28 protein-coding genes, 1 pseudogene and 1 riboswitch are annotated in these 26,926 nt (G+C 73.7%); of the genes and pseudogenes, 9 read left to right on the top strand and 20 right to left on the bottom strand.

Annotated features, from left to right (window positions below; translation table 11 throughout):
- From ABD296_RS41335 to ABD296_RS41320, 4 genes are all read left to right on the top strand, one after another.
- The coding region (locus ABD296_RS41335) for an oxamate carbamoyltransferase subunit AllH family protein (RefSeq protein WP_344281036.1) at window positions 1-223 on the top strand (223 nt) is incomplete at its 5' end.
- 52 nt (window positions 224-275) lie between these two features.
- Window positions 276-1,754, top strand: coding sequence for an FdrA family protein (locus ABD296_RS41330; RefSeq protein ID WP_344281033.1), 1,479 nt, complete (start codon window positions 276-278; stop codon window positions 1,752-1,754).
- Window positions 1,751-3,163, top strand: coding sequence for a YlbE family protein (locus ABD296_RS41325; RefSeq protein ID WP_344281030.1), 1,413 nt, complete (start codon window positions 1,751-1,753; stop codon window positions 3,161-3,163). Before ABD296_RS41330 ends, ABD296_RS41325 begins: the two co-directional genes overlap by 4 nt.
- Before the next feature lie 29 nt (window positions 3,164-3,192).
- Complete coding sequence (locus ABD296_RS41320) at window positions 3,193-4,101, top strand: aldose 1-epimerase family protein (protein ID WP_344281027.1); 909 nt, start codon at window positions 3,193-3,195, stop codon at window positions 4,099-4,101.
- Between the two features lie 63 nt (window positions 4,102-4,164).
- On the opposite strand, the gene ABD296_RS41315 is transcribed toward ABD296_RS41320, so the two are convergent.
- The gene (locus ABD296_RS41315) at window positions 4,165-5,751 is read right to left on the bottom strand and encodes an MDR family MFS transporter (RefSeq protein ID WP_344281024.1); all 1,587 of its coding nucleotides are present in this window, start codon (window positions 5,749-5,751) and stop codon (window positions 4,165-4,167) included.
- A gap of 152 nt (window positions 5,752-5,903) precedes the next feature.
- Between ABD296_RS41315 and ABD296_RS41310 the strand changes: the two genes are divergently transcribed.
- The gene (locus tag ABD296_RS41310) at window positions 5,904-7,115 is read left to right on the top strand and encodes a DUF6986 family protein (RefSeq protein WP_344281022.1); all 1,212 of its coding nucleotides are present in this window, start codon (window positions 5,904-5,906) and stop codon (window positions 7,113-7,115) included.
- A gap of 15 nt (window positions 7,116-7,130) precedes the next feature.
- On the opposite strand, the gene ABD296_RS41305 is transcribed toward ABD296_RS41310, so the two are convergent.
- From ABD296_RS41305 to ABD296_RS41290, 4 genes are read right to left on the bottom strand one after another with little or no spacing between them, the layout of a single operon-like run.
- Window positions 7,131-7,733: a nucleotidyltransferase family protein gene (locus ABD296_RS41305; RefSeq protein ID WP_344281020.1), complete on the bottom strand. Its 603-nt coding sequence runs from the start codon at window positions 7,731-7,733 to the stop codon at window positions 7,131-7,133.
- Between the two features lie 21 nt (window positions 7,734-7,754).
- Window positions 7,755-8,876: an XdhC family protein gene (locus ABD296_RS41300; protein ID WP_344281018.1), complete on the bottom strand. Its 1,122-nt coding sequence runs from the start codon at window positions 8,874-8,876 to the stop codon at window positions 7,755-7,757.
- Window positions 8,857-9,990, bottom strand: a complete 1,134-nt coding sequence (locus ABD296_RS41295) for a vWA domain-containing protein (RefSeq protein ID WP_344281015.1) — start codon at window positions 9,988-9,990, stop codon at window positions 8,857-8,859. The genes ABD296_RS41300 and ABD296_RS41295 overlap by 20 nt, the downstream gene beginning before the upstream one ends.
- Before the next feature lie 7 nt (window positions 9,991-9,997).
- Window positions 9,998-10,891 (bottom strand): AAA family ATPase, encoded by an 894-nt coding sequence (locus tag ABD296_RS41290; protein WP_344281012.1) that lies wholly within the window; start codon window positions 10,889-10,891, stop codon window positions 9,998-10,000.
- Window positions 10,892-11,018: 127 nt separating this feature from the next.
- Here ABD296_RS41290 and ABD296_RS41285 point away from each other — a divergent pair, with 127 nt between their 5' ends.
- From ABD296_RS41285 to ABD296_RS41275, 3 genes are read left to right on the top strand one after another with little or no spacing between them, the layout of a single operon-like run.
- Window positions 11,019-12,329 carry a sulfite oxidase gene (locus ABD296_RS41285; protein ID WP_344281009.1) on the top strand — a complete coding sequence of 437 codons (1,311 nt, stop codon included), beginning with the start codon at window positions 11,019-11,021 and terminating at the stop codon, window positions 12,327-12,329.
- Between the two features lie 11 nt (window positions 12,330-12,340).
- A complete protein-coding gene (locus ABD296_RS41280; RefSeq protein WP_344281006.1) occupies window positions 12,341-13,741 on the top strand; it encodes a selenium-binding family protein in 1,401 nt (466 codons plus the stop codon).
- Window positions 13,742-13,743: 2 nt separating this feature from the next.
- Window positions 13,744-14,382: a hypothetical protein gene (locus ABD296_RS41275; RefSeq protein ID WP_344281003.1), complete on the top strand. Its 639-nt coding sequence runs from the start codon at window positions 13,744-13,746 to the stop codon at window positions 14,380-14,382.
- On the opposite strand, the gene ABD296_RS41270 is transcribed toward ABD296_RS41275, so the two are convergent.
- Together ABD296_RS41270 and add are read right to left on the bottom strand one after the other, a co-directional pair.
- Entirely contained in the window at window positions 14,379-15,143 is a 765-nt protein-coding gene (locus ABD296_RS41270) for a GntR family transcriptional regulator (protein WP_344281000.1), read from the bottom strand. The two genes, ABD296_RS41275 and ABD296_RS41270, sit on opposite strands and share 4 nt — an antisense overlap.
- Window positions 15,144-15,159: 16 nt before the next feature.
- Entirely contained in the window at window positions 15,160-16,170 is a 1,011-nt protein-coding gene (add, locus tag ABD296_RS41265) for an adenosine deaminase (RefSeq protein ID WP_344280996.1), read from the bottom strand.
- Between the two features lie 132 nt (window positions 16,171-16,302).
- Here add and ABD296_RS41260 point away from each other — a divergent pair, with 132 nt between their 5' ends.
- A complete protein-coding gene (locus tag ABD296_RS41260; RefSeq protein WP_344280994.1) occupies window positions 16,303-17,226 on the top strand; it encodes a D-alanyl-D-alanine carboxypeptidase family protein in 924 nt (307 codons plus the stop codon).
- A gap of 9 nt (window positions 17,227-17,235) precedes the next feature.
- Here ABD296_RS41260 and ABD296_RS41255 read toward each other — a convergent pair whose 3' ends face one another.
- The 13 genes and pseudogenes from ABD296_RS41255 to ABD296_RS41195 all read right to left on the bottom strand — a co-directional run.
- A complete protein-coding gene (locus ABD296_RS41255; RefSeq protein ID WP_344280992.1) occupies window positions 17,236-17,871 on the bottom strand; it encodes a Uma2 family endonuclease in 636 nt (211 codons plus the stop codon).
- A gap of 83 nt (window positions 17,872-17,954) precedes the next feature.
- Window positions 17,955-18,578, bottom strand: coding sequence for a Uma2 family endonuclease (locus ABD296_RS41250; RefSeq protein WP_344280989.1), 624 nt, complete (start codon window positions 18,576-18,578; stop codon window positions 17,955-17,957).
- A 60-nt stretch (window positions 18,579-18,638) separates the two neighbouring features.
- Window positions 18,639-19,085, bottom strand: a complete 447-nt coding sequence (locus ABD296_RS41245; RefSeq protein WP_344280986.1) for a PH domain-containing protein — start codon at window positions 19,083-19,085, stop codon at window positions 18,639-18,641.
- Window positions 19,078-19,953 carry an ATP phosphoribosyltransferase gene (gene hisG, locus ABD296_RS41240; RefSeq protein ID WP_344280983.1) on the bottom strand — a complete coding sequence of 292 codons (876 nt, stop codon included), beginning with the start codon at window positions 19,951-19,953 and terminating at the stop codon, window positions 19,078-19,080. The genes ABD296_RS41245 and hisG overlap by 8 nt, the downstream gene beginning before the upstream one ends.
- Before the next feature lie 44 nt (window positions 19,954-19,997).
- Complete coding sequence (gene ribH / locus ABD296_RS41235) at window positions 19,998-20,510, bottom strand: 6,7-dimethyl-8-ribityllumazine synthase (RefSeq protein ID WP_344280980.1); 513 nt, start codon at window positions 20,508-20,510, stop codon at window positions 19,998-20,000.
- The gene (locus tag ABD296_RS41230; RefSeq protein ID WP_344280977.1) at window positions 20,507-21,745 is read right to left on the bottom strand and encodes a bifunctional 3,4-dihydroxy-2-butanone-4-phosphate synthase/GTP cyclohydrolase II; all 1,239 of its coding nucleotides are present in this window, start codon (window positions 21,743-21,745) and stop codon (window positions 20,507-20,509) included. The genes ribH and ABD296_RS41230 overlap by 4 nt, the downstream gene beginning before the upstream one ends.
- The gene (pnuC, locus tag ABD296_RS41225; protein WP_344280974.1) at window positions 21,742-22,383 is read right to left on the bottom strand and encodes a nicotinamide riboside transporter PnuC; all 642 of its coding nucleotides are present in this window, start codon (window positions 22,381-22,383) and stop codon (window positions 21,742-21,744) included. The genes ABD296_RS41230 and pnuC overlap by 4 nt, the downstream gene beginning before the upstream one ends.
- On the bottom strand, window positions 22,380-22,991 hold the full coding sequence (locus ABD296_RS41220) for a riboflavin synthase (RefSeq protein ID WP_344280971.1): 612 nt from the start codon (window positions 22,989-22,991) through the stop codon (window positions 22,380-22,382). The genes pnuC and ABD296_RS41220 overlap by 4 nt, the downstream gene beginning before the upstream one ends.
- A 97-nt stretch (window positions 22,992-23,088) precedes the next feature.
- Window positions 23,089-23,219: riboswitch (FMN riboswitch) on the bottom strand.
- A gap of 238 nt (window positions 23,220-23,457) precedes the next feature.
- Window positions 23,458-24,030, bottom strand: coding sequence for a TetR/AcrR family transcriptional regulator (locus tag ABD296_RS41215; RefSeq protein ID WP_344280968.1), 573 nt, complete (start codon window positions 24,028-24,030; stop codon window positions 23,458-23,460).
- A gap of 52 nt (window positions 24,031-24,082) precedes the next feature.
- Window positions 24,083-24,721 carry an HAD-IA family hydrolase gene (locus tag ABD296_RS41210; protein WP_344280965.1) on the bottom strand — a complete coding sequence of 213 codons (639 nt, stop codon included), beginning with the start codon at window positions 24,719-24,721 and terminating at the stop codon, window positions 24,083-24,085.
- A 4-nt stretch (window positions 24,722-24,725) separates the two neighbouring features.
- Complete coding sequence (rpe, locus tag ABD296_RS41205) at window positions 24,726-25,403, bottom strand: ribulose-phosphate 3-epimerase (RefSeq protein WP_344280963.1); 678 nt, start codon at window positions 25,401-25,403, stop codon at window positions 24,726-24,728.
- A gap of 12 nt (window positions 25,404-25,415) precedes the next feature.
- The gene (locus ABD296_RS41200) at window positions 25,416-26,363 is read right to left on the bottom strand and encodes a phosphatase PAP2 family protein (RefSeq protein WP_344280960.1); all 948 of its coding nucleotides are present in this window, start codon (window positions 26,361-26,363) and stop codon (window positions 25,416-25,418) included.
- Between the two features lie 14 nt (window positions 26,364-26,377).
- Window positions 26,378-26,926 (bottom strand): annotated as a pseudogene (locus ABD296_RS41195) (rRNA cytosine-C5-methyltransferase); the annotation flags it as partial.

Raw genomic sequence — 26,926 nt, 5'->3', positions numbered from 1 at the left:
GAGGGTGCTGCACTGGGCGGGGGCGGGCGGCGCGGGCGGCGAGATCGCCGCGGTGCTGCGCTGCGTCGCCGGCCACGAGCCGCCGTCCGCGGCCGTCCGCCGGCTGCTGGCGATCGGCCACACCTCCGGCACCGACCTGGCGTGGGGCGTCCTCGCCGGCTGCCGCGCCGCGCTCGCCCTCACCTCCCCCGCCCGCCGCCGTCCCGCGGAGAACACGGCGTGAGCGGGGCCGCGCCCCGGAGGGCGGCGGGGAAACAGGGCGTGAGCGGGCCGGCATGAGCGCGGACTGGGTCGAGGTGCGGCGGGGGGGTTACCGCGATTCGGTCACCCTGATGCGGGTGAGCCGGCTGCTGTCGGAGCGGGCGGACGTGTCGGCGGCGATGACGGCGATGGGCACCGGGCTCAACCTGGAGATGCTCGGCCGGATGGGGTTCGCGGTGCCGGCGGACGCGGGCCCGGCGGACCTGGTCGTCGCGATCCGGGCGGAGGACGGCGGGCTCGACGGGGCGCGGGAGGCGCTGGAGGGGCTGCTGCGGGAGGCCGCGCGCGCACCGGACGGCGGCCCCGATGGACTCCTCGGTGCTCCGCCCGCTCCGCGGACGACGGCGTCCGCCGCGGCGCGCGGCGAGGCGTCGGTCGCGCTGGTGTCGGTGCCGGGGCCGCACGTGTTCCCCGAGGCCATGGACGCGCTGGACGCCGGCCTCAACGTGATGATCTTCAGTGACAACGTCCCGGTGGCGCAGGAGATCGCGCTGAAGGAGGCGGCGGCGCGGCGCGGGCTGATCGTGATGGGCCCGGACTGCGGGACGGCGGTGGTCTGCGGCGCCGGGCTCGGGTTCGCCAACGCGGTGCGGCCGGGGCCGGTCGGCGTGGTCGCGGCGTCCGGGACGGGCGCGCAGCAGGTCATGTGCCTGCTGGACGCGGCGGGCACCGGGGTCGGCCACGTCCTCGGGGTCGGCGGGCGCGACCTGTCGCCGGAGGTCAGCGGCCGGTCGGCGCTGGCGGCGCTGGCCGCGCTGGACGCCGACCCGGGCACCGAGCTGATCGTGCTGGTGTCCAAGCCGCCGGCGCCGCAGGTCGCGGACCTGATCCGGGAGGCGGCGCGGCGGCTGGACACCCCGGTGGTTTTCGCGCTGCCGACGCCCGGCGAGGACGACCTGACCCAGGCGGTGGAGAAGGCGCTGAAGGTGCTCGGGCTGCCCGTCCCGCAGTGGCCGCGCTGGACCGCGCCGCGGCCCGCGCGGGTCCCGGCCGGGCGTTCGCTGCGCGGGCTGTTCGCGGGCGGGACGCTGCGCGACGAGGCCGAGGTGATCGCGCGGGAGGCGCTGGGCTGGGACCTGGAGGCGCGCGGCCACCGGTTCACTGACTTCGGTGACGACGCCTACACGCGGGGCCGCGCCCATCCGATGATCGATTCGACGCTTCGGCTGGAGGCCCTCGCCGACGCGGCGGGCGACGCGGCGTGCGGCGTGCTGCTGCTGGACGTGGTGCTCGGCCACGGCGCCGAGCCCGACCCGGCCGCGGCGCTGGCGCCGGCCGTCGCCGCCGCCCTGGCGGACCGTTCCGACCTGGCGGCGGTGGTGTCGCTGTGCGGGACGCGCGCCGATCCGCAGGACCGCGACCGGCAGGCGGAGGCGCTGCGGGACGCGGGCGCCGAGGTGTTCGCCTCGAACGCGCAGGCGGCGAGACATGCGATAACGCTGGTGCAGGGACCGCGCCCGGAGGGCGGCGGCACGGGAGGAAGCACCCGATGACGGACGTGCGGTCACCGCTCGGCGGGCTGCTCACGCGGGAGCCGCGGGTCGTCGCGGCGGGCGTGGAGGTGCTCGCGGACGCGCTGGCGGACCAGGCCGTGCCGGTCGAGAGGGTCGACTGGCGGCCCCCGCCGGCCGGCACCGAGGCGGCGCTGGCGGCGGTGCTCGGCGACCCGCGGCACGCGGAGGCGAACGCCGAGGCGGTGCGGCGGATGACGACCGCGCGGCCGCATCTGGTGGACGTCCGCCCGGCCCGCGAGGTCCTCGGGCTGGAGAAGGGGACGTTCCTGCACGCGGGCCCGCCGCTGGAGTGGGACCGGGCGTCCGGGCCGATGCGCGGCGCGCTGATCGGCGCGATGATGCTGGAGGGCCTCGCGGAGACGCCGCGCGGCGCCGAGCGGGAGCTGGAGCGCGGCGCGGCCGTCCTGGAGCCGTGCCACCACCACGGCGCGGTCGGGCCGATGGCGGGCGTGGTCTCCCCGTCGATGTGGATGCTGGTCGTGGAGGACGCCGAGCACGGCGGCACCGCGTGCTGCTCGCTGAACGAGGGGCTCGGCAAGGTGCTGCGGTACGGGGCGTACGGGCCGGAGGTGATCGAGCGGCTCGTCTGGATGGGCGAGGTGCTCGGCCCGGCGCTCCGGGCGGCGGTGCGGCGGCACGGCCCGCTGGACCTGATGGCCATCGTCGCGCAGGCGCTGCAGATGGGCGACGAGCTGCACAACCGGAACCGGGCGGCGACGTCGCTGCTGCTGCGCGAGCTGGCCCCGGACCTGGCCGCCGCCGAGGAGGTGCCGCGCGACCGGGCCGCCGAGGCGCTGCGGTTCGCCGCCGGCAACGACCACTTCTTCCTGAACGCCGGGATGGCGGCGGCGAAGGCGTGCGCGGACGCCGCGCGGAACGTCCCGGGGTCAAGCATGGTCGTGGCGATGTCCCGCAACGGCACCGACTTCGGCATCCAGGTGGCGGGGACGGGCGACCGCTGGTTCACCGGACCGGCCGGGGTGCCGGACGGCCTGTACCTCGGCGGGTACGGCCCGGCGGACGCCAACCCCGACATCGGCGACTCGGCGATCACCGAGACGGCCGGGGTCGGCGGGTTCGCGCTGGCCGCCGCGCCGGCGATCGTCCGGTTCGTCGGCGGCGAGGTCCCGGACGCGGTCGCCGCCACGCAGCGGATGTACGAGATCACGCTCGCCGAGCACCCGGTGCTGCAGATCCCGCTGCTGTCGTTCCGCGGCACCCCGGCCGGGATCGACGTGACGCGGGTCGTGCGGACCGGGATCCTGCCCGTCATCGACACCGGGATCGCCGGTCGCGAGGCCGGGACCGGCCAGGTCGGCGCCGGGATCGTCGAACCGCCGTCGAACGCGTTCGGCGCCGCCCTGCACGCCCTGGCGGAGATCGCGTAGCGGGCCCGGGCCGGGGTACCGTCCGGGACATGACCGAGTCGATCACCGGAGAGCAGTACGCCCTCGCCGCCGGGCCCTACCGGGCCGTCATCACCGAGTCGGGCGCGAGCCTGCGCGAGCTGACGCGCGAGGGGCGGCCGCTGGTGCTGTCGCACGGCGCCGACGAGCCCGCCCCCGCCGCGTTCGGGCACCTGCTGATCCCGTGGCCGAACCGCGTCGACCGCGGCCGCTACACCTACGGCGGCACCGCCTACCAGCTGGACGTGTCCGAGCCGGACCTGGACTGCGCGATCCACGGGCTCGTCCGGTGGGCGGCGTGGCGGGTCGCCGAGCACACCGCGGACCGGGTCCGGCTGACGCACCGGCTGCTCGGCACCCCCGGCTACCCGTTCCGCCTGGACCTGGAGGCCGAGTACACCCTGGACGCGGCCGACGGCCTGCGCGTCCGGATGACGGCCGTGAACGCCGGCACCCGGACGGCGCCGTACGGGCACGGCGCCCACCCCTACCTCACGGTCGGCGTGCCGATCGACGAGTGCACCGTGACGCTGCGCGCCGACCGCTACATCCCGGTGAACGACCGGATGATTCCGGTCGGCGGGGACACCGACGTCGCCGGCACCGACCACGACCTGCGGGACGGGCGGGCGCTCGGCGCCCGGCGGATCGACAACGCGTTCGCCGGGGTGCACCGCGACGAGGACGGGCGGGCCTGGGTGACGCTCGGCGGCAACGGACGGACCGTCCGGCTGTGGGCCGACGACGCGCACCCCTGGATGGAGATCTACACCGCCGACAACGCCCCGGACGCCCGCGCGGGCCTCGGCGTCGAGCCGATGACCTGCCCGCCCAACGCGTTCGCGTCGGGCGAGGGCCTCGTCGACCTCAAGCCGGGCGAGCGCTTCACCGGCTCCTGGGGCATCCAGGAACTCCGTTGAGTTGCGGCGAGTCGTCGTTATGCGCGCCGCCATAACGACGACTCGCCGCAAATGAACGCGTGGTCACGACGCGGGCGGGGCGGTGGTCACCGGGTCCCCGGCGGCGACGGTGTCGGCGGGGGGCTTGGCGGACGGGGCGCTGCCCCGCAGCGGGACCTCCTTGATGAACCACGCGACGACGAACGCGATCGCCGCGAGCACCGTCCCGCCGATGGCGATGCCGTGCACGCCGCTGGTGACGCCGGCCTCGAACGCGTTGCGGACGTTGGCGGGGAGCGTCTTCAGCATCTCCGGGGTGACGTGCTGGCCGCCGGAGGCGAGCTTGTGCGCGGTGGACGGGTCGAGCCTGCGCACCAGCTCGTCCTCGAACCGGGTGTTGTAGACCGAGCCGAGCAGCGCCACGCCCAGCGAGCCGCCGATGGTGCGGAACAGCGTGACGGACCCGCTGGCCGAGCCCATGTCGCGCAGCTCGACGCTGTTCTGCGTGACCAGCATCGTGTTCTGCATGATCAGGCCCATGCCGAGGCCGACGCCGAGGGTCAGCAGCGAGCTGGTGGCCGTGCCGGTGTCCACCTTCAGCATCAGCAGGAGCAGCATCCCGCCGGTCAGCACCGCGCCGCCGATGATCGGGTAGTGCCGGTACCGGCCGGTGCGGGTGATGAGCTGGCCGCTGAGGAGCATCATGGCGAGCATCCCGAACATCAGCGGGAGCAGCAGCAGCCCGCTGCTGGTCGGGCTGGCGCCCTGGACCGTCTGCATGTAGAGCGGCAGGTAGTTCACCGCGCCGAACATCGCGGCGCCGACCGTGAAGCTGAGGATCTGCGCGGCGGTGAAGTTGCGGCTGCGGAACAGCCGCGGCGGCAGGATCGGCTCGGGCACCCGGTTCTCGGCGAACACGAAGACCGCGAGCGCGACGACGCCGACGACCGCCAGCGCGATGATCCGCGCGGAGCCCCACGGGTACTGCGAGCCGCCCCAGCTGGCCACCAGCGTGACGCAGACGATCCCGACGGTGAGCAGGACCGCGCCGAGGTAGTCGATGCGGGCCTTGATGCGGGTGGTGTGCAGCCGCATCCCGAACGCGACGACCAGCAGCGCGACCGCGCCGATCGGCACGTTCACGTAGAACGCCCAGCGCCAGCTGAGGTGGTCGGTGAGGAAGCCGCCGAGCAGCGGGCCGCCGACGAACGCGACCGGCATCATCGCGCCGATCAGCCCCTGGAACCGGCCCCGCTCGCGGGGCGGGACGAGGTCGCCGATGATGGACATCGCGCCGACCATCAGGCCGCCGGCGCCGAGGCCCTGCAGCGCGCGGAACCCGATCAGCTCGCCCATGTTCTGCGAGAGCCCGGACAGCATGGACCCGACCAGGAACACCACGATCGAGGTCATGAACATGCCCTTGCGGCCGAACAGGTCGCCGAGCTTGCCCCAGATGGGGGTGGCGGCGGCGGTGGCCAGCGTGTACGCGGTCACCACCCACGACAGGTGCTCCAGCCCGCCGAGGTCGCCGACGATCGTGGGCAGCGCGGTGCCGACGATCAGGTTGTCGAGCATCGCCAGGAACATCCCGAGCATCAGCCCGAAGATGGCGATGTAGATCTGCCGGGTGCTGAGCGCCGGGCGCTCGGCCGTCCCGTGTTCGGTCATGGTCACCTTCCCCTGAGGTCCCGCGACACGGAACCACTTACTTGCCGCCCGGCTAGTTATACTAGCCCCAATCCGGAGGAACCGGACCCGGTCTCCGACGCCGGGAGGGACGTCTCCTGACAATCGCCCGGATCTTGGGGGATCATGGCGGGGTGAACCTCAGCGTCTCCTCGTTCGACGACCTGTCCGCGCGCATCGCCGCCGTCCGCGACGAGCACCGCGAGCGCTTCCCCGGCGGCGCCGACGGCCGCCAGCCGGTGCACACCGTCTACGTGCCGGCCGACCGGTTCTCCCGCTCGACGCCCGCCGACTTCGGCGCGGAGGCGCTGCGCCTGCTGAACACCCACACCCCCGGCGCCGGGTCGTTCGGCGCCGCGTTCGGCCTCGACCCCGAGCTGGCCGGCACGGTGCGCGAGCGGGTCGCCGCCAAGCTCGCCCGCGAGCCGATCGAGGACGTGCGGATCGACTTCGAGGACGGCTACGGGGTGCGCCCCGACGACGAGGAGGACGCGCACATCGCCCAGGTCGTCGAGGCCGTCGCCGCCGCCTACCAGGTCAAGGGGCTGCCGCACTACTGGGGCGTGCGGATCAAGTCGTTCGCCGACGGCGGCCACGACCGGGCGATGCGCACCCTGGACGGGTTCCTCACCTCGCTGCGCGACCGGCTCGGCCGGCTGCCCGGCGGGTTCACCATCACCTTCCCCAAGGTCGTCGCGGCCGACCACGTCGCGCTGTTCACCGAGTACCTGGACCGGCTGGAGACCGCGCTCGGCCTGCCGTCCGGCATCCTGCGGTTCGAGCTGCAGGTGGAGACCACCGAGGCGATCTTCGACCCGGACGGCCGGGTCGCGCTGCCCGCCATCGCGGCCGCCGCCGGCGGCCGGCTCACCGCCGCGCACTTCGGCGTCTTCGACTACACTGCCGCGCTCGGCCTGCCGCCGGAGGAGCAGCGCCTCGACCACCCCGCCTGCGACTTCGCCCGGCACGTCATGCAGGTCGCGTTCGCCGGCACCGGCGTGCGGCTGTCGGACGGCTCGTCCAACGTGGTCCCGCGCAACGACGGCCCCGACGAGGTCAACGCCACCTGGCAGGCGCACGCCGCGCAGGTCGCCCACTCGCTGCGGCACGGCTTCTACCAGGGCTGGGACCTGCACCCCGCGCACCTGCCGAGCCGCTACGCCGCCGTGTACGCCTTCCACCTGACCGGCGCCGACGAGGTGATCGGCCGCGTCCGCGCCTGGCAGGAGCAGGCCGCGACCGGCGGCGTCCTGGACGAGCCCGCCACGATCCGCGCCCTCACCGACCGCCTCCGCCGCGCCGTCGACTGCGGCGCCCTCGACGAAAGCGTCCTCCCCGCGTCCTAGCCGACCCCGTCGGCGCTAGCCCCTGTCGGTGAAGGCGGCGAGGTCGGCCGGGGTGTCGATGTCGGCCGGGGAGGCCACGTCGTCGCAGGGGACGTGCGTCACCAGGTCCGGGTGGGCGCGCAGGAAGCCGCGGGCGCCCCTGTCGCCGACCGCCGCCTCGGCGGCCGCGGCGAAGTGCGCGACCCGCAGCAGGACGGGGTTGCGCGGCGCGCCGCCGTAGGTGGCGACCGCGACCTCGGCGCCCGCGTCGTGCGCGGCGATCAGCCGCGCGACCGCGGCGGCGGTGACCTTCGGCTGGTCGACGAGCGCGACGACCACGGCGGGGCAGGCGGGCGGCAGCGCGCCGAGACCGGCGCGCAGCGACGAGCCCATCCCGTCACGCCAGTCCGGGTTCGGCACCACCACCGCGCCGATCACCTCGACCTGCGCGGCGCCCGCCACCACGAGCACCGGGGCGCAGCCGCCGTCGCGCAGCGTCCGCACGCCCCGGTCGACGAGCCGCTCGCCGTCCAGCTCCACCAGCGCCTTCGGGCGGCCGAGCCGGCTGCCCTCCCCCGCCGCGAGCAGCAGGCCGGCCGGCGACCGGGCGCCGTGCCGGCTCAACTCATACGCCGTCATCCAGTGAGGGTAGCCCGCCGGTCACGGGCCGGCGTGGATCCTGCCGCCGGTGTCGGTGAGCGGCCGTCCCGAACCGCCCCAGCGCAGCTGCACGAGCTCCGCCGCGATCGACACCGCGGTCTCCTCCGGCGTCCGCGCGCCGAGGTCCAGGCCGATCGGCGAGCGCAGCCGGGACAGCTCGGGCTCGGTGAGGCCCGCCTCGCGCAGCCGCGCGAGCCGGTCGTCGTGGGTGCGGCGCGACCCCATCGCGCCGACGTACCCGGCGCGCGTCCGCAGCGCCACCTCCAGCAGCGGCACGTCGAACTTCGGGTCGTGGGTGAGGACGGCGATCGCGGTGCGCTCGTCGATGGCGCCGCCGGCCTCCTCCAGGTACTTGTGCGGCCACTTCACCACGACCTCGTCGGCGTCGGGGAACCGCTTCGGCGTCGCGAACACCGGGCGCGCGTCGCACACCGTCACGTGGTAGCCGAGGAACTTGCCGATCCGCGCCACCGCCGCCGCGAAGTCGATCGCGCCGAACACCAGCAGCCGGGGCGGCGGCGCGAACGAGTGCACGAACACCGCCAGGTCGTCCAGTCGCCGCTCCCCCTCGCGGCCGTAGTGCCGCTGGCCGGTGAGACCCTGCGCGAGCATGCCGCGCGCGTCGTCGTCGACCGCCGCGTTCAGCCGCGCCTCGTGCGGCTCGCCGGGCGCCAGCGAGCCCGCCGCCCGGTCCCGCCACACGACGCGGCGCGCGCCGATCCGGCCGGGGCCCGCGACGACCGTCGCGACGGCCACCGGCTCGCGCGCCCCGATCGCCGCCGCGACCTCCGGGAACTGCGGGAACGTCGCGGGGCCCACCGGCTCGACCAGGACGTCCAGGATCCCGCCACAGGTCAGCCCGACCGCGAACGCGTCGTCGTCGCTGACCCCGTACCGCTGGACGACCGGCTCCCCGCTCTCCATCACCGACTGCGCCAGCTCGTAGACGGCGCCCTCGACGCAGCCGCCGGACACGCTGCCGGCGACCTCGCCGTCCGCCGACACCGCCATCGCCGCGCCCGCCGGGCGCGGCGCGCTGCGGAAGGTGTTCACCACCGTCGCCAGCCCGAACGTCTCCCCCGCCGCGTACCAGCCGGCGATCTCATCCAGCACGTCGCGCATGCGCCCGTCCCCTTCCGCCGTCGGCGATCAGCCGCGCCAGCTCCTCCAGGGCCGCGAGGCTGTGGCCGGAGGTGAAGTCGTCGATGTGCGGGAGCGCCGCGGCCATCCCGGCGGTCAGCGGCTCGTAGCCGGGACGCGCCTTGTGCGGGTTCGCCCAGATCACCCGGTGCGCGAGCCGCCGCAGCCGGGCCGTCTGCTCGCCGAGCAGCGCCGCGTCGCCGCGCTCCCAGCCGTCGGAGGCGATCACCACGACGGCGCCGCGCGCCAGGCCGCGCTGCCCGAACCGGTCGAGGAACTCCTTCAGCTCCTCGCCGAGCCGGGTGCCGCCGCTCCAGTCCGGGATCGCCGCGGACGCCGCCGCCATCGCCGCGTCGGCGTCCCGGTGCCGCAGCTCGCGGGTGAGCCGGGTCAGCCGCGTCCCGGCGCTGAACACCTCGACGCCGCGGCCGCCGGAGCGGGCGGCGGCGTGCGCGAACCGCAGCAGCGCGTCCGCGTACGGGCTCATCGACCCGCTGACGTCCACGATCAGCACGGCGCGGCGCGGCCGGGTGCGGTGCGCCCGGTGCCGCAGCAGGGACGTCTCGCCGCCGCGGCGCAGCGTCTCCCGGACGGTCCGGGCCGGGTCGAGGCGGCCCGACGGCGCGGGCGCGAACCGGCGCGACCTGCGGCGTTCGGCGCCCGCGTCCAGCAGCGCGATCAGCCGGGCGACCTCGGCGCGCTCGGCGGCGCTGAGCCGCGCGACGTCCCGGTCGCGCAGCACCTCGACGGCGCTGGCCGTCGCCGCCTTCAGGTCGCCGTCTTCCTCCTCTTCGCCGCCGGCGCCGCCGTCCGGCTCCGCGACCGTCACGCGGCGCACCACCACGGGCGGCGGGCGGCGGGACGGGCTCGCCGTCGCGCCGGAGAAGTACGCGGCGAAGCAGCGGTCGTAGCGGGCGAGGTCGTCGGGATCGGCGCACAGCGTCAGCCGTCCCGCCCAGTACACGCCGGACGGGTCGAGGACGTCGAGGTGGTCGAGCGCGGCGAGCATCGCCTGGACCCGCTCGGGGTCGGCGGCGCCGCCGGCGGCGCGCAGCGTCCTGGCGAACCCGACCATCGTCTCGGTGACGTCCCGCACCACCCGCTCAGCCCCCGTTGAGCAGGGCGTCGAGACCGCCGGCGAGCACGCGCTGCTGGTCCTCGCGGTACTTGAGCACGGCGCCGAGCGTCACGGCGGCGGTGCCGGGGTCCAGCTCGCGGACGCCGAGCGCGACCAGCGCCTCGGTCCAGTCCAGGGTCTCGGCGACGCCGGGCGGCTTGAGCAGGTCCCGGTCGCGCAGCCGCTGCGCCGCGCCGGCGACCTGGCCGGCCAGCCGCTCGGCCGCGCCGGGCAGCCGCCGCCGGATGATCGCGACCTCCCGGTCGAACGACGGGTGCTCCAGCCAGTGGTACAGGCAGCGCCGCTTCAGCGCGTCGTGCACCTCGCGGGTCCGGTTGGACGTGACGACGACGACCGGCGGGCGCTCGGCCCGGATCGTGCCGAGTTCGGGGACCGTGATGGTGAAGTCGCTGAGCACCTCGAGCAGGAACGCCTCGAACTCGTCGTCCGCGCGGTCCAGCTCGTCGACCAGCAGCACGCTCGGCGTGGTCTCCAGCGCCCGCAGCAGCGGCCTGGCCAGCAGGAACCGCCGGTCGTACAGCTCGCCCTCCAGGCGGGACACGTCCTGCACGCCCGCGGCCTCGGCGGCGCGCAGGTGCAGGAGCTGGCGGGGGAAGTCCCAGTCGTAGAGCGCCTGGGAGGCGTCCAGCCCCTCGTAGCACTGCAGCCGGATCAGCGGCGCGTCGAGCGCGCGCGCGAGCGTCTTGGCCAGTTCGGTCTTGCCGACCCCGGCCTCGCCCTCCAGGAACAGCGGGCGGCCCATCCGCAGCGCGAGGAAGCACGCGGTCGCCAGCCCCTCGTCGCAGAGGTAGGCGTGCCGGTCCAGCAGGCCCGCGAGATCCGCGGGCGAGGCGACCCCGCCGGCTGCCTTCTCCGCCATGCCTGCCAGGCTACCCAGCCGCGCAGCCGGCGCCCAGACGTCCGCATCCCGGGTTTTCGGCGATGCTTCCATGGTAATTCAGTAGGGAAAGTTGACTTTCGAGGAGCCGGTCAGCAGCATCGATCCCATGCGACCCGGTGACACGGCCCACGGCTGCCCGCCCGATCCCAGTGACGACCTGACCGACGAGACGACCTACGAGCGCGTGCGCGCCGCCCAGGCGCCGTCCTTCCCGCCGCTGTCGCGGCGCGGCATGCTGCGCCTGTCCGCGGGCGCGGGACTCGGCGCCGCCCTCGGCACGGCCGCCGCCCCGCAGGCCCTCGCCGCGCCCGCCGCCGCCCCCGCCACGGGGATCGTCAAGCCGCTGCCGCCCGAGTTGTTCATCCCGCAGGGGACGAACGCGGAGATGCGCTGGGAGGCCATGCGCGGGCAGGGCGACCTCACGCCCGTCGACCGGTTCTTCGTCCGCAACCACGTCGCCACCCCGCGCATCGACCCCCGCACCTGGCGCCTCAGGCTCTGGGGGACGGGGCTGCACGGCTCTCCGCCGGAGTCGCGCCCGGTCGAGTTCTCCTACGAGGACCTCCTCGGCATGCGCGCCGAGACCATCACCTCGTTCATCGAGTGCACCGGCAACGGGCGCGGCTTCTACGCCTCCCAGCAGGGCCAGGAGGTGTCGGGCACTCCGTGGCGGCTCGGCGGCGTGGGCGTCGCGCGCTGGCGGGGCGTGCGGCTGTCGGCGGTCCTCGAACGCGCGGGTATCACCCCCCGGGCTGTGGACATTCTCCCGCGCGGACTGGACGCTGACTTCGTGGACAAGGGCGAGGACCTCGGCCGCGTCAGGCGGCCCCTGCCGGTCGAGAAGGCGCTCAAGGACGTCCTGCTCGCCTACGAGATGAACGGCGCGCCGCTGCCGCCCGACCACGGCTTCCCCGTCCGGCTCGTCGTCCCGTCCTGGGTGGGCGTCGCGAACATCAAGTGGCTCGGCGACATCCAGGTGGCGGACGAGCCGCTCTTCTCCCCCTGGAACACCCGCTACTACCGGCTCTTCGGCCCCGGCCACCCGCCGGAGGGCAGCGCCCCGCTCACCCGCATGAACGTCAAGTCGGCGTTCGAGCTGCCGTGGGAGGCGTCGCTGCCGGCCGGCCGCCAGGTCCTGCACGGACGGTCCTGGTCCGGCAACGGGCGGGTGCGCAGGGTCGAGGTCAGCGCGAACGGCGGGGCCACCTGGCGGCCCGCCCGCGTGCAGGACCACCACGCCAATCCGCGCGGCTGGGTCCGCTGGGAGTTCCCGTGGCGGCCCGACGGCCCCGGCCGCCACGAGCTGCTCGCCCGCGCCACCGACGAGACCGGCGCGTCCCAGCCGTCCACCGCCCCCTACAACACCCTCGGCTACCTGTTCGGCGCCGTCGTCCGCCACCCGGTCACCGTCTCCTGAAGGGACCCGCCATGGCACTGTGGAAGCCCGACCCGACCTTCTACGCCTCGCCGCGGGACGCGGTGTCCGCGCCGCCGGAGAAGCTCGCCTACGTCGCCGCGTTCGACCGCGCCGCCGAGAAGCCGGACGCGATCGCCGTCCTCGACGTGGACCCGGACTCGGCGGCCTACGGCGGCGTCGTCGGCTGGACGGAGCTGCCGTACCTCGGCGACGAGCTGCACCATTTCGGATGGAACGCGTGCAGCAGCGCCCTGTGCCCGTACGCGCCGCACCCGCACGTGGAGCGGCGGTACCTGATCGTGCCGGGGCTGCGGTCCTCGCGCGTCTACGTCATCGACACCAAGGACAAGCCGACCGCGCCCGAGATCGTCAAGGTGCTGGAGCCCGACGAGCTGGCCAAACGCGCCGGGTACTCGCGCCCGCACACCGTCCACTGCGGGCCCGAGGGGCTGTACCTGACCGCGCTCGGCGGAGCCAACGGAGAGGACGGGCCGGGCGGGATCGCGCTGCTCGACCACACCTCGTTCGACATCCTCGGCCGCTGGGAGGTCGACCGCGGCCCGCAGTACTTCGCCTACGACGCCTGGTGGCACATCGCGCACGACGTGCTCATCACCTCCGAGTGGGGCACCCCGTCCATGATCGAGGACGGCGTGGTCGGCGAGCTGCTGCTCGGCCGCAAGTACGGGCACTCGCTGCACTTCTGGGACCTGCGCAAACGCCGCCACGTCCAGGAGGTCGACCTCGGCGACGAGCACCAGATGGTGCTGGAGCTGCGGCCCGCGCACGACCCGACCAAGCAGTACGGCTTCGCCGGCGTCGTCGTCAGCGTCGAGGACCTGTCGGCGTCGGTGTGGCTGTGGCACCGCGACGGCGACCGGTGGACCGCGACGAAGGTCATCACCATCCCCGCGGAACCGGCCGACGGGGATGCGCTGCCGGACGTCATCGCGCCGTTCGGGGCCGTCCCGCCGCTGGTCACCGACATCGACCTGTCGGTGGACGACCAGTGGCTCTACGTGTCGTGCTGGGGCACCGGCGAGCTGAAGCGCTACGACGTCAGCGACCCGTTCCATCCCGTCGAGGCGGGGTCGGTGCGCATCGGCGGCATCGTCGGCCGGACCCCGCACCCGGCCGCGCCGGACCTGCCCCTCGCCGGCGGGCCGCAGATGGTCGAGGTCAGCCGCGACGGGAAGCGCGTCTACGTCACCAACTCCCTCTACGGCTCCTGGGACGACCAGTTCTACCCCGACGGCGTCGGCGCCTGGATGGCCAAGCTCGACTCCACCGCGGACGGCTTCGCCCTCGACGAGCGGTTCTTCCCGCACGGCGACGCCTTCCGCGGCCGGCGCCCGCACCAGACGCGGCTGCAGGGCGGGGACGCGTCGTCCGACTCCTACTGCTACCCGTAGCGGTGAAGGACGGTTCGCTCGCCGCGCTCGTCGCAATGGGCGCGTTCCACGGCCTCAACCCGGCGATGGGCTGGCTGTTCGCCGTGGCCCGCGGCCTCCAGGAGCGCAGCAGGGCGCTGGTCCTGCAGTCGCTCCCGGCGATCGCCGCGGGCCACGCCGCGTCCGTCGGGGCCGTCGCGATCCTCGTCGCGCTGACCCGGTCGGTCGTGGCGACGCAGGCGGTCGCGATCGGCGGCGGGATCCTGCTGGTCGGGTTCGGGCTGTGGCGGCTGCTGTCGCAGCGGCACTTCCGCTGGGTCGGCATGCGGATCTCGCTGTGGCAGCTCGCCGCCTGGTCGTTCCTGATGTCGTCGGCGCACGGCGCGGGGCTGATGCTGCTGCCGGTGCTCACCTCGTCCGGGACGGTGCCCTCCGGCCACCACCACGGGCTGGCGTCGGCGTCCGGGAACGCCGTGTCCGCCGCGATCTTCGTGACCGGCGTGCACACGCTGGCGATGCTGGCCGTCGCCGGGATCATCGCCGTCGCGGTCTACGAGGTCGTGGGCCTGGCGGTCCTGCGCCGCGCCTGGTTCAACCTGGACCGGGTGTGGGCCGCCGCCCTCATCACCGCCGGCGCCGTCACCCTCGCGACCGCCCTTTAGGCACTCCCCTCGGTGGTGCCGGCGCGGGTCAGGTGGAGGCCTATGCCGTAGCCGGTGACGACCGTCAGCGTGTAGGCGTCGACCGGTTCGTACCCGGCGCCGTAGGCGGTGCCGGTGATGGCGAGCGCCGGGTCGCCGGGGGACGCGCCGCAGCGCTCGGCGTCCGCCGCGTCCAGGACCGCGGGTTCGAGGCGTTGCAGGCTCTCGGCGACCCGGCTCCCGGCGAGCGCCAGCGCGTCGACGATGGTCGGACTCGCGTCGAGGACGTCCGGGGTGATGCGCTCGGCGACGGACTGCGGGACGACGTCGGTCGCGACACCGTACGGGACGCCATGGCGGAGCCGGGTGGCGCGAAAGCGGACCACGGGCGCGCCCACCGGGACCTTCAACCGCGCGGCCAGCGCCTCGTCGGCGGGCAGGGCGTCCTGGGTGCGGTCGCGTTCGCGGACGTGGTGGGCCTCGTTGTCCAGGTCGTCGAGGAACCCCGTGTAGACGGGGCCGGAACGCGGTGACAGCGGTTCGATCGGCAGCGGGTCGGCGACGTAGCTTCCCGAGCCGCGGCGGCTGGTGACGTAGCCGGTGTCGCGGAGCTCGGTCAGGGCCTGGCGGACGGTGCTGCGGCTCGCCCCCATCGCCGCCGCGAGGTCGTCCTCTGCGGGCAGGCGCTGGCCCGGCGTGTAGTGGCCGGCCAGGATCCGGCTCTTGAGCGACATCGCGATGCGCACGTACAGCGGGCGGTCCGCTCCGGGCGGACGTGCCATGGCAGGTTCCTCCTCGTTACGGGCGGACGTTCCCGAGTTCCCGGCGGACGGCGGTCTTGGTCGCGGCGGGGGCGTACGAGGCGTCCAGCGCGGTGGCCTGGACGTCCAGCAGCGCGCGGCGGGTGAAGCCGTGCAGGTCGTGCGCGATCCGCAGCTCGTCGTTCAGCGTGGTCTGGAAGTAGGCCGGGTCGTCGGTGTTGAGGGTGACGGCCAGCCCGGCCCGCGCCAGCTCGCCGAGCACGTGGCTCCGCGGGTCCTTTGCCAGCTTGAGCGCGACGTTGGACGTGGGCGCCACCTCCAGCGGGATCCGCCGTTCGGCCAGGTGCGCCACCAGCGCGGGGTCGTCCAGGCAGCGGATGCCGTGCCCGATCCGGTCGGCCTTCAGTGACCGCAGCGCGCCCCAGATGCTCTCCGGGCCGACGGTCTCCCCCGCGTGCGGCAGGGAGGCCAGCCCGGCCGCCCTGGCCTTGGCGAACGAGGACGCGAACGGCTCCGGCGGGAATCCCTCCTCCACCCCGCCCAGGCCGAGGCCGACCACCCCGCCGGGCGCCGTCCGGCCCAGCAGGAAGTCCACGGTGAAGTGCGAATCCGGCGCCTCCGACTCGCGGGAGATGTCGCAGATCCAGCCGATCTCCACCCCGTGCTCGTCGCGGGCGCGCCGCCGCCCCTCGTCCAGCCCGGCCGCGTACTCCTCCAGCGCGACGCCGCGGCGGTGGTGCTGCACCGGCGTGGTCGTCACCTCGGCGTACCGGACGTTCTGCGCCGCCAGCTCGGCGGCCAGCGCGACGGTCGCGTCCGCGAAGTCCGCGGCACCGCGCAGCACGTCCAGCCCGGCGAGGAACAACCGCGCGAAATCGCCGAAGTCCTCGAACCGGTACAGCCCCTCCAACTCCTCGGCCGACTCGGCCCCCAGGTCGACACCGTGGCGCCGCGCCAGGGACAGCAGCGTCGCCGGCCGCAGCGAACCCTCCAGGTGCACATGCAGCTCCACCTTGGGCAGCCGCCCGATCCACGTGTCGATTCCCATCGCCCCCCCGATCTGTACGGTCAACCATACAGGTAGATCTGTACGATGCACCATGCAGGACGTCGTCCCTGGTGACGGGCCCGCGGGGTGCTTGAACACGGGTCGTCCGGGTGGCAGTGTCCGAATGTGATCATGAGACTCGCCGCCCGCCACCGCGCGATCGCCGCCGTCCTGCCGCTCGCCGCCGTCCCGTCGCTCATGGCGGCCCCGGCCCCGGCCCGCGCGGCGGCCCGTCCCGCCGCCGGACCGACCGGTGTCGGCGCCAGGTCGGCGCTCCTGTACGACGTGACGGCCGGCACCACCGCGTGGTCACGCGCCGCCGACACCGAGCGCCCCATCGCCAGCATCACCAAGGTGATGACCGCGGTCGTCGTCCTGCACGAGGGCGGGCTCGGCCGCAAGGTCACCATCAAGCGCAAGTACCTGACGTACGCCAGGAAGCACGACGGCAGCACCGCCGCCCTGCACGCGGGCGACAAGCTCACCGTGCGGCAGCTCCTCAACGCGCTCTTGCTGCCGTCCGGCTGCGACGCCGCCTACGCCCTCGCCGACACCTACGGCCCGGGCAAGAAGAGGTTCATCGCCAAGATGAACGACGCCGCCCGCGAACTCGGCCTCGCCCACACCACCTACGCCAACTTCGACGGCCTGCCCTGGCCGACCGCCACGTCCACCCGCTCCACCGCCCGCGACCAGGTCCGCCTCGCCGGCTACGCGATGGACGACGCGGTCTTCCGCGGCACCGTCGCCCGCAGGACCTACAAGCTCACCAGGACCAAGGCCCACCACGCCTACACCTGGACGAACACCAACCGGCTCCTCGGCTCCTACAAGGGCGCGGCCGGCATCAAGACCGGCACCACCGACGCCGCCGGCTACTCCCTGCTGTTCGCCGCCCGCCGCGGCGGCCACGCCTTCACCGGCATCGTCCTCAACAGCTCCACCACCGACGAGCGCGCCCGCTTCACCGACGCCGCCCGCATGCTCGACTGGGCCTTCGGCACCACCGACACCTACCGAGTCCCACCCGCCCCCACCAACACCCCCACCGACTGACCCGCGCACTCACCAGCGCGCATCGATGGCTTCCAGATCGATCTCGATCTCGATCTCGAACGGCACGCTGACCTTGAGCCGCCCGCGATGGACACTGGGCGGGCCGTAAGAACGGGCAGTGCGATCGAGTTCGTGGACGAAGACGACCGTCTGGTCATCGACATCCTCGACCCGCCAGAAGTGCTCGATGCCCGCAGCCGCGTACCTTCGGGGCTTGACGTCGCGATCGCGGATCTCCGAATCCGGCAGGACCACCTCCACCACGAGCCGGACGTCCTCCCGGTAGAAGAAGTACCGGTCCGGTCCCCCTCGACGGCACGCCTCCAGCGTCACGAGGACCACGTCCGGCGCCGGCGCCTGGCGATCATCGAGCTTCACGGTCATACCGCTGACCGGGAGCAACCCTTCCGGGGCCTGGCGCCGCAGATCCCCGCCGATCAAGTGCTTCACACAGGAATGCCACAGCGTCTGCGGCGCGGCGAAGACGAGGGCACCGTCGATCAGCTCGGTCTGGCGCGGCAGACCGCGCATGCGCAGGAAGTGATCCGCGGTGAACCCGCCCGCCGGCGGGCGCACCCAGTCCGGCAGGGACTCGACACTCGCCAGAATCCTTTCCGCGTCTTCTTCGAGACTCTCTGCACTCACCCGTCAACACTCGCAACCCAAGGTTTCAGGCGAACCCGTCACGCGAAGTTCCCAAGAGGAGCCACGGCCGGACAGGCGGCGGTTCATGGGCGCGAGCCCACGGCATTGAGGTCGATGTCGATGTCGAAGGGCACGGTCAGCTTGAGGCGATCGTGGTGGATGCCCGTGGGCACGTACGAGGCGGTGCCGGGATCGAGTTCGTAGACGTACACGACGGCCCGGCCTTCATCCTCCTCGACCCGCCAGAAATGCTTGATCCCGGCTGCGGCGTACTTGGCGGGCTTGGTCCCGCGGTCCCGCTCTTCCGAGTCCGGTGAGACGACCTCGACGGCGAGCACCAAGCCTTCGGGAAGGTGATAGGTGGCCGGTCCCTCGTCGTACGCCTCCGCGGTCACCACCATGACGTCGGGTTCCGGGACCTGACGCTTGGCGAGCCTCACCGCCATCTCTCTCTCAGCGCGAAGCCCCTCCGGGGCCTGCCGGTCGAGTTGGACCCAGAAAAGGTTGATCACCCGTGAGTGCCACCTGCGCTGCGGGCTCATGAAGACCAGGCTCCCGTCGATCAGCTCCGTATGCCGGGGCAGACCGCGCATGCGCAGGAAGTCGTCGGCGGTGAAGCCGCCCGGCGGGGGGATCACCCAGTCTGGCAGCGCCTCAGGCTCCATGTGACCACTTTCCGCACATGACTCGATACTCTGCGCGCTCATGCCCATACTCTGGCACACGGCCGCGCGCCTGGTCCTGCCAACAGACTAGAACAGAGGGTGTCAGGCGGGGTCGGGGGTTTCGCTGCGGGTGCGCAGGAGGGCCTTCAGCTCGGTGAGCTGGCGGGCGGCGAGGGCCTTCTCGGCGCCGTTGATGCCCATCGCGCCGATGGACGTGCCGTCGGCGAGGTCGAGGGTGGGCCACGGGTCGCCCTCGGTCATCGAGACGCCGAGGACCTCCGGCCAGGCGAGACGGCGGGTGCGGAAGGCGTTGACGACCGTGAGGCCCGAGTCGTCGGCGGCGACGCGGCAGCGGGCCAGCATGTGCAGGACCCACGCGACGACCAGGCCGAACACGACGATCAGCACCCGGTCGAACATCTTGAACTGCGGTGCCACCACCACGGCGAGCGCGACCAGGCCGACGACGACCACGCCCGCCGTGATGTAGGCGACGGCGCGCGTGGTGCGGGGGCGCCACACGGCCGGAAGGGCCCGTTCCTCAGTCAACGATCTTCGAGATCGGGATTTCGAGGATGTCGTGGGCGCCGGCCGCCTTGAGGGCCGGGATCAGCGTGTTCACGCCGCGCTTGGCGACGACGGACTCGACCGCGCTGGAGTCGCCGCCGGCCAGCGAGGTGACCGTGGGCGACGACATCGACGGCATGATGTCCAGGACGTTCCGCAGGTCGGCCTGGGCGACGTTCAGCTTCAGCAGCACGTTGCCGCGCGCGCGGATGGCGCCCTGCAGCAGCAGCGAGACGTCCTCCATCGCGGCGCGCTTCTCGGCGTCCTCGTAGGCCTCGCGGTTGGCGACCAGCTCGGTGTAGCTGGTCAGGAGGGTGTCGAGGATGCGCAGGCCGTTCTTGCGGAGCGACGAGCCGGTCTCGGTGAGGTCGACGATCACGTCCACGATGTCGGGGACCTTCGCCTCGGTGGCCCCGTAGGACGGGACGACCTTCGCCTTGACGCCGTGCTTGTCGAGGAACCGCTTGGTCATCGCCGGGAACTCGGTGGAGATCCGGACGCCCTCCGGCAGGTCGGACACGCTCTGCCAGGGCGCGTCCTCCGGCACCGCCATGATCACGCGGACGGGGTTGGAGGTCGCCTTGGAGTACTGGAGCTCGCCGAGGCTGACGACGTCGGAGTCGGTCTCGGTGATCCAGTCGCGGCCGGTGATGCCGAGGTCGAACAGGCCCTGTTCGAGGTAGGTCGGGATCTCCTGCGGGCGCAGCACGCGGACGCGGTCGATGCGCGGGTCGTCGATGGAGGCGCGGTAGTCGCGGTCCGAGGCGCGCCGGACGGTGAGGTCGGCGGCGTCGAACAGCTGCATGGTCGCCTTCTCCAGCGACCCCTTGGGCAGGACGAGTGACAGCACGGATTTGCCTTTCGGATGGGTGGCGTACGGGTGACCGGGTGACCTCAGGAGCCCGAATGCTCCAGGCCGTGCCCGGCGTGACCGTGATGCCGCAGACCTCGCAGGGTCAGTGCCGTGTCGAGTGCGGCCACAGTCGCCTCCCATCCCTTGTCCTCCGAGCTGCCCGGCAGCCCGCTGCGTTCCAGTGCCTGCTCAATGGTGTCACATGTGAGGACCCCGTTGCCCACAGGAGTCGACTCGTCCAGTGCAACGCGTGTCACACCGGTCGTCACGGAGTCGCAGACATAGTCGAAATGCGCCGTCGCGCCGCGGATGACCGCGCCGAGGCAGACGACGGCGTCCAGGTCGCGGGCCATCTGCTGGGCGATGACGGGCAGCTCCAGCGCGCCGGCGACCCGCACGACGACGGGCGCGTCGATGCCGCAGGACTTGGCGGCGGCGACGGCGCGTTCCAGCAGCTGGTCGGTGATCTGCCCATGCCAGCGGGTGCAGACGATGCCGAGCGTCAGCCCGGCCGCGTCGACGACGGTGTCCTCGGGCCGTCCCGCGCCGCTCATGAGAGTCCCTCGATCTGGTGTCCGAGACGGTCCCGCTTGACCGTCAGGTAGCGCCGGTTGTGCTCGGTGACGACGACGGGCATCGTCTCGCGGCCCCGCACGTCGAGCCCGAACCCGTCCAGGCCCTTGAGCTTGTCCGGGTTGTTGGTGAGCACCCGGATGGAGCGGACGCCCAGGTCACGCAGCATATGCGCGGCGTTGGAGTACTCGCGGGCGTCGGCCGGCAGGCCGAGCTCCAGGTTGGCGTCGACGGTGTCGGAGCCGTTGTCCTGGAGGGCGTAGGCGCGCAGCTTGGCCAGCAGGCCGATGCCGCGGCCCTCGTGGCCGCGCAGGTACACCACGACGCCGCGGCCCTCCTCGGCGATGCGCTCCATGGCGGCGTCGAGCTGGGTGCCGCAGTCGCAGCGCTCGGAGTGCAGGACGTCGCCGGTGAGGCATTCGGAGTGCGCGCGGACGAGGACGTCCTCGCCGTCGCCGATGTCGCCGAGGACGAGCGCGACGTGCTCGCCGCCGTCGATCTCGCTGGAGAACCCGACGGCGCGCCACATCCCGTACCGGTTCGGCAGCCGGGTCTCGACGACCCGGGTGACCATCGGCTCGGTGCGGCGGCGGTGCTCGGCGAGCTGCTCGATGGAGATCAGCTTGAGGCCGTGCTCCTTGGCGAACACCTGCAGCTCGGGGAGCCGCGCCATGGTGCCGTCCTCGTTGACGACCTCCGCGAGGACGCCCGCCGGGGTGAGCCCGGCCATCCGGGCGAGGTCGACGGCGGCCTCGGTGTGGCCGCGCCGGCGCAGCACGCCGCCCTCGTGGTAGCGCAGCGGGAAGATGTGGCCGGGGCGGACGAGGTCGCGCGGCTCGGACGCGGAGTCGGCCAGCGTCCGGATCGTGCGGGCCCGGTCGGCGGCGGAGATGCCGGTGGTGACGCCGAGACGGGCGTCCACGCTGACGGTGTAGGCGGTGCGCATCCGCTCGGTGTTCTGCGCGGTCATCAGCGGGATCTGCAGCCGGTCGAGGTCGGCGCCCTCCATCGGGACGCAGATCACGCCGCTGGTGTAGCGGATCGTGAAGGTGAGCAGCTCCGGCGTCGCCTTCGACGCGGCGAAGATGATGTCGCCCTCGTTCTCGCGGTCCTCGTCGTCGACGACCACGACGGGGCGTCCCGCCGCGATGTCGGCGACCGCCTCCTCGATCGAGTCGAAGATCCCGCTTCCGTTCAGTCCGTCGTTGCCGCTCATGCGGTCACCGCCTTGTTCCCGGGGGCCGGCACTGCCTTCGCTTCCCGCAGCCAGTTCCTGAACCCGACCATCACCATCACGAAGAAGATCACGTAGACCGCGCCGGAGACGTACAGCCCGGAGTGCAGGGCCACCGGCACGCCCACCAGGTCGACCAGCACCCACACGATCCAGAAGTCGACGAGCGCGCGGCTCTGCGCGAACGTCGCGACGGCGCTGCCGACGAAGATGTAGGCGTTCGCCCACGGCGACCAGGCGGCCTTCAGCCAGTCGACGTGGAGGAACAGCTCGGCGACCGCGGCGGTGCCGACGACCAGCGCGGCGACCAGCACGGCGCGCTCCTTCGCGGTCGCGCTCCGCACCACCAGGGGGTCGCCGCCGCGCCGTCCGCGCGCCCACATCGCCCAGCCGTAGACGGCGAGGACGCCGAACAGCACCTGCTTGAGGGCGTTGCCGGGGACGTCGGCGTGCACGGACGCGGCGAGCAGCAGCAGCGCGCCGACCATCTGCACCGGCCATGTCCAGAGGGTCTTGCGCATGGCGAGCCACACCACGGCTAGCGACAGGACGTTGCCGGCGAGGTCGGTCCACAGGATGTGCTCGCCGGAGAGGTCGAAGCCCGCACCGAGCCAGTTCATGCCGCGCCGCCCGCCGGGACGCGGTCGCCGAGCATCCGCTCGACGTACTTGGCGACGACGTCGACCTCGAGGTTGACGGGGTCGCCGGGCTCCTTGTGGCCGAGCGTGGTGAGGGACAGCGTGGTCGGGATGAGCGCGACGCTGAACCGGTCGGCGCCGGCCTCGACCACCGTGAGGCTGATCCCGTCGACCGTGATCGAGCCCTTGTCGACCAGGTAGCGGCCCAGATGCGCGGGCAGCGAGACCGTCACGACGTCCCAGCGCTCGCCCGGCTCGCGGGAGAGGATCGTTCCCACGCCGTCGACGTGGCCCTGAACAAGGTGGCCGCCGAGCCGGTCCGAGAGCCGGACGGGCCGCTCCAGGTTGACCTTGGAGCCGGGTTCCAGGGAGCCGAGGCTGGACCGGTCGAGGGTCTCCTTCATCGCGTCGGCGGTGAAGGCGCCGTCCTTGACGTCCACCACCGTGAGGCAGACGCCGTTGACCGCGATGGACGCGCCGTGGACGGCGTCCTCGGTGACGAGCGGGCCGCGGATCGTGAAGACGGCCGAGTCGCCCTCGGCCTCGACCGCAACGATCTCGCCGAGCTCCTCGACGATGCCGGTGAACATCTCCCGGGCCTCCTAAGTTCCGTTTGCTACGGAACCCGGCTCCGGGGGTGTGTACGTGCGTCGACGTTGCGGGCACCCCTGCTGTCACAGGGGTGTGCTGCGCGCTGCCTCCCATCCGGACTTTCACCGTCGGTCCTGGAGTTCCACCAGGTCAACCGGCCGATGGCTTCGGCCGGGTCGCGGACTGTCACCGCCGGTTCGGAATTACACCGACCCCGGAGCACGCGTTCATGCTTGCCAACCAGTGTGCCACGCGAACCATTCCCCCGCCCATGTGAGGATCGCCACGGGATCCGCACGGCCTACCAAGCGCTCGTTAGGGTTATCCTTGCCCGGTTCAACGTTCAACGATCTCCGGCACCGGGTAGGCCCCGCAGCAGGGCCCGCTCCCCCGACTCCGTGCCGCCGCGGCCCGTGGTGACCGCCATTCCCGACCTGGGCCCGGCGGCGCGGCCCGGCGCAGGGCTCACCCCGAAGCGCGCACCGCGTCCAGGGTCACGGTGACGAGGCGCTCCACCGCGTCCCGCGACGGCAGGCCGCCGGCCGCGCCGAGCGCGTGCAGGCAGAAGGCCGCCAGCTCCTCCGGCGGGACGTCGCCGCGAACGGCGCCGTCGCGGGCCGCGTCCGCCAGCAGATCCCCGACGAGTTCGCGCAACCGTTGTTCCGCGCCGGCCATGTGGCCGCCGCGGTGGACGAGCGCCGCGAACTCGGTGTCGTGCGGCCGCTCGTGCGTCGTCACCGCGTACGTCCGCAGCACCTCGGCGAGCTTCTCGGCGGGCGTCCCGGCCCGGTCGCGCGCGGCGGCGAGCCGCTGGAGATGCCCGCCGACCTGCTGGTCGTGCCAGGCGACCAGGATCGACTCGACGTCGGGGAAGTACTTGTAGAGCGTCGCGCGGCCGATGCCGGTCTCCTTGGCGATCCGCGACATCGTCACCGACGCCAGGCCGTGCTCGGCCACCAGTGCCGCGGTGGTCCTCAGGGTCGCCTCGCGCACCGCGTTCCGGTGCGCCTCGATCGTCTCGTCCCACAGCTTCGGCACGCCCCAAACCTACGGCACGACCGCGCCGGCGCCGTCCGCGCTCAGCGAGCGGTCAGAGGGTGAGGCGCAGGCCGCCGGGGGCCGGGAGCACGTGGGTCAGGTCCGGGACGATGTGGTCGGCGGCGGTCAGGGACCCGGCGGGATGGCTGGTGGTGACGGCGACGACGGTGGCGCCGGCCGCGCGGCCCGCGGCGACGCCGGCCGGGGCGTCCTCGACGACCAGGCAGGCGGACGGGTCGACGCCCAGCCGCTCGGCCGCCAGCAGGTAGCCGGACGGGTCGGGCTTGCCGCGCGGGACGTCCTCGGCGGTGATGGCGACGGGCGGCAGCGGCACGCCGGCGACTCCGGTGCGGACGCGGAGCTGCTCCTTGTCCATGGAGGTGACCAGCGCCCACGGCAGGTCGTCCAGCGCGGCCAGCAAGGCCAGGACGCCGGGGAGCGCGGTGATGCCGTCGGTGCGGGACGCTTCCAGCGCGTCCAGGCGCGCGGTCGCCTCGCGCACGCGGTCGGCGGCCAGGAAATCGGCGACGCGGTCGCTCGTGCGGCGGCCGTGGGCGTCGGACAGGAACTCGTCGGCGTCGATGCCGTACTCGGCGGCCCACACGCGGGCGGCGCGCTCGACGAGCGGCGTCGAGTCGACGAGGGTGCCGTCGACGTCGAACAGGACCGCCGCGCAGGGCAGCGTCACCATGCGCTCACCATGCCGCGGCGGCGGTCGCCTTCTCCGCCTGGGCCTTCAGCCTCCGGACGGCCTCGGACGGGTCGTCGGCGCCGTAGACGGCGCTGCCGGCGACGAAGACGTCCGCGCCGGCGTCCGCGCAGCGCTCGATCGTCTCGGCGCTGACGCCGCCGTCGACCTGGACCCAGACGGGCAGGTCCCGGCCCTTGATCATCTCGCGGGCGCGGCGGACCTTGGGCAGCACCACGTCCAGGAACCGCTGGCCGCCGAAGCCGGGCTCCACGGTCATCAGCAGCAGCATGTCGATCTCGCCGAGCAGGTCCTCGAAGCCCTCGACCGGGGTCGCGGGGTTCACGCCGAGCCCGGCGCGGGCGCCGGCGGAGCGGATGGCGCGCAGCGTGCGGATCGGGGCCTTGGCCGCCTCGGCGTGGATGGTGACGCTGCCCGCGCCGGCCTCGGCGTACTGGGGCGCCCAGCGGTCCGGGTCCTCGATCATGAGGTGGCAGTCGAGGGGCAGCGCGCTGTGCTTGAGCAGCGCCTCGACGACCGGCAGGCCCAGGGTCAGGTTGGGCACGAAGTGGTTGTCCATCACGTCGACGTGCACCCAGTCGGCGGTGCCGGAGATGAGCGCGACGTCCTCGGCGAGACGGGCGAAGTCCGCGGAGAGGATGCTGGGTGCGATCTGTGGAGCCATGATTCCCCGAGTCTATTGCCGCACTTCGGCCGGTTCATCACCCGGGCGGGTGAGCGGAGGTGTGGTGCGGCGCGCCAGGCGGAGCCGGACGAAGGCCTCCGGCGCCCCGGCGGTCGCCCACAGGCCGAGCAGCGCCTGGACGGCGAACGCCTCCGGCGGGCGCGGGCCCGGCAGCAGCTCCAGGGCGGCCAGGACCGCCGCGCCGGCGCCGCCGACGAAGACGCGGGCGAGGCGGTGCCCGGCGGAGCCGCCCGGGTCGAACCAGCCGCGGGCGGCGCAGACCGACACGCCCGCCAGGATCCCGAACAGGCCGCCGGTGGCGGCGGCCGCCTCGTTGACGGTGACGGGCCGGGTGTGCCCGCCGGCGGCGGTGATGGCCTTCGCCCAGGCGTCCGGCCACTGCCATCCGTGCAGGGAGCGGACGGCGAGCCACGCCCCCGCGAGGAAGGCCAGCGAGATCGCCAGGGCCATGGCCAGCTGCAGGAGCAGCGGGCGGGCGCTCCACCACGGGACGACCCGCGGCTCGAGCCACAGCACCAGCAGCAGGACGCCGATACCGATGGCCCAGCCGACCAGGACCTGGTTCAGCGAGTGAACGCCCAGGTAGACGCGCGACGCCCCGATCAGGACGATGACGATCGTCGCGGCCGCCCAGACGACGGCGCGTCTCGTGCGGGACGCGAAGAAGCCCCAGGTGACGACGGCGTTCTGCGCGTGGCCGGACGGCATGCCGAACGAGGCGAGCGGCTGCCGCCCCTTGACGGTGGGATCCGTCCAGAAGGGGCGGGGCTCGTGCCACACCAGCTTCAGCACGGTGTTGAGCGTCGATCCGAACGCCAGCAGCACCGTCGCGCGCGCCATGAGCCGCGGGTTAACGCACCAGTAGAGGACCGCCAGCGCCGGGATGTAGAACCCGGCGCTGCCGAGGTACGTCATGGCGAGCATGAAGCCGGTGAGCACCGGCGTATCACTCCCTACGGGGAAGTACCGGGAACACGGCGGAGGAGGGCGAGGAACATGGCGTCGGTACCGTGCCGGTGCGGCCAGAACTGCGCGTACGGGCCGTCTCCCAGGCCGGTGAGGTCCGGCGCCACCGAGGTGAGGGCGGCGGGGGCGTCGAGCCGTTCGACGTCGTCACGGCGGCGCAGCACGTCGTCCACCACCACCCGCGTCTCCGCCAGGTGCGGTGAGCAGGTGACGTAGGCGACGACGCCGCCGGGGCGGACCGATTCCAGCGCGGACGCCAGTAGCCGGCGCTGGAGCGGGCCGAGTTCGGCCACCGCTTCGGGGCCGCGGCGCCAGCGGGCCTCAGGACGGCGCCGCAGCGCGCCCAGGCCGGTGCAGGGCGCGTCGACCATGACGCGGTCGAACACGCCGGGCCGCCACGCCGGGACGGTCCCGTCCGCCGCGATGACGCCGGTGCGGTCGTCCACCGTGCGGCTGACGAGCCCGGCGCGGTGCGGCTGGACGTCGGCGGCCAGCAGCAGCGCGCCGCCGTCGCCCGCCACGGCCGACAGCAGGCC

The organism is Actinomadura napierensis, assembly GCF_039529375.1.
In the GTDB taxonomy this organism is placed as follows: Bacteria; Actinomycetota; Actinomycetes; order Streptosporangiales; family Streptosporangiaceae; genus Spirillospora; species Spirillospora napierensis.
Note: the sequence above shows the minus strand (reverse complement) of the source record. Positions and strands in the feature narration are given on the sequence as shown.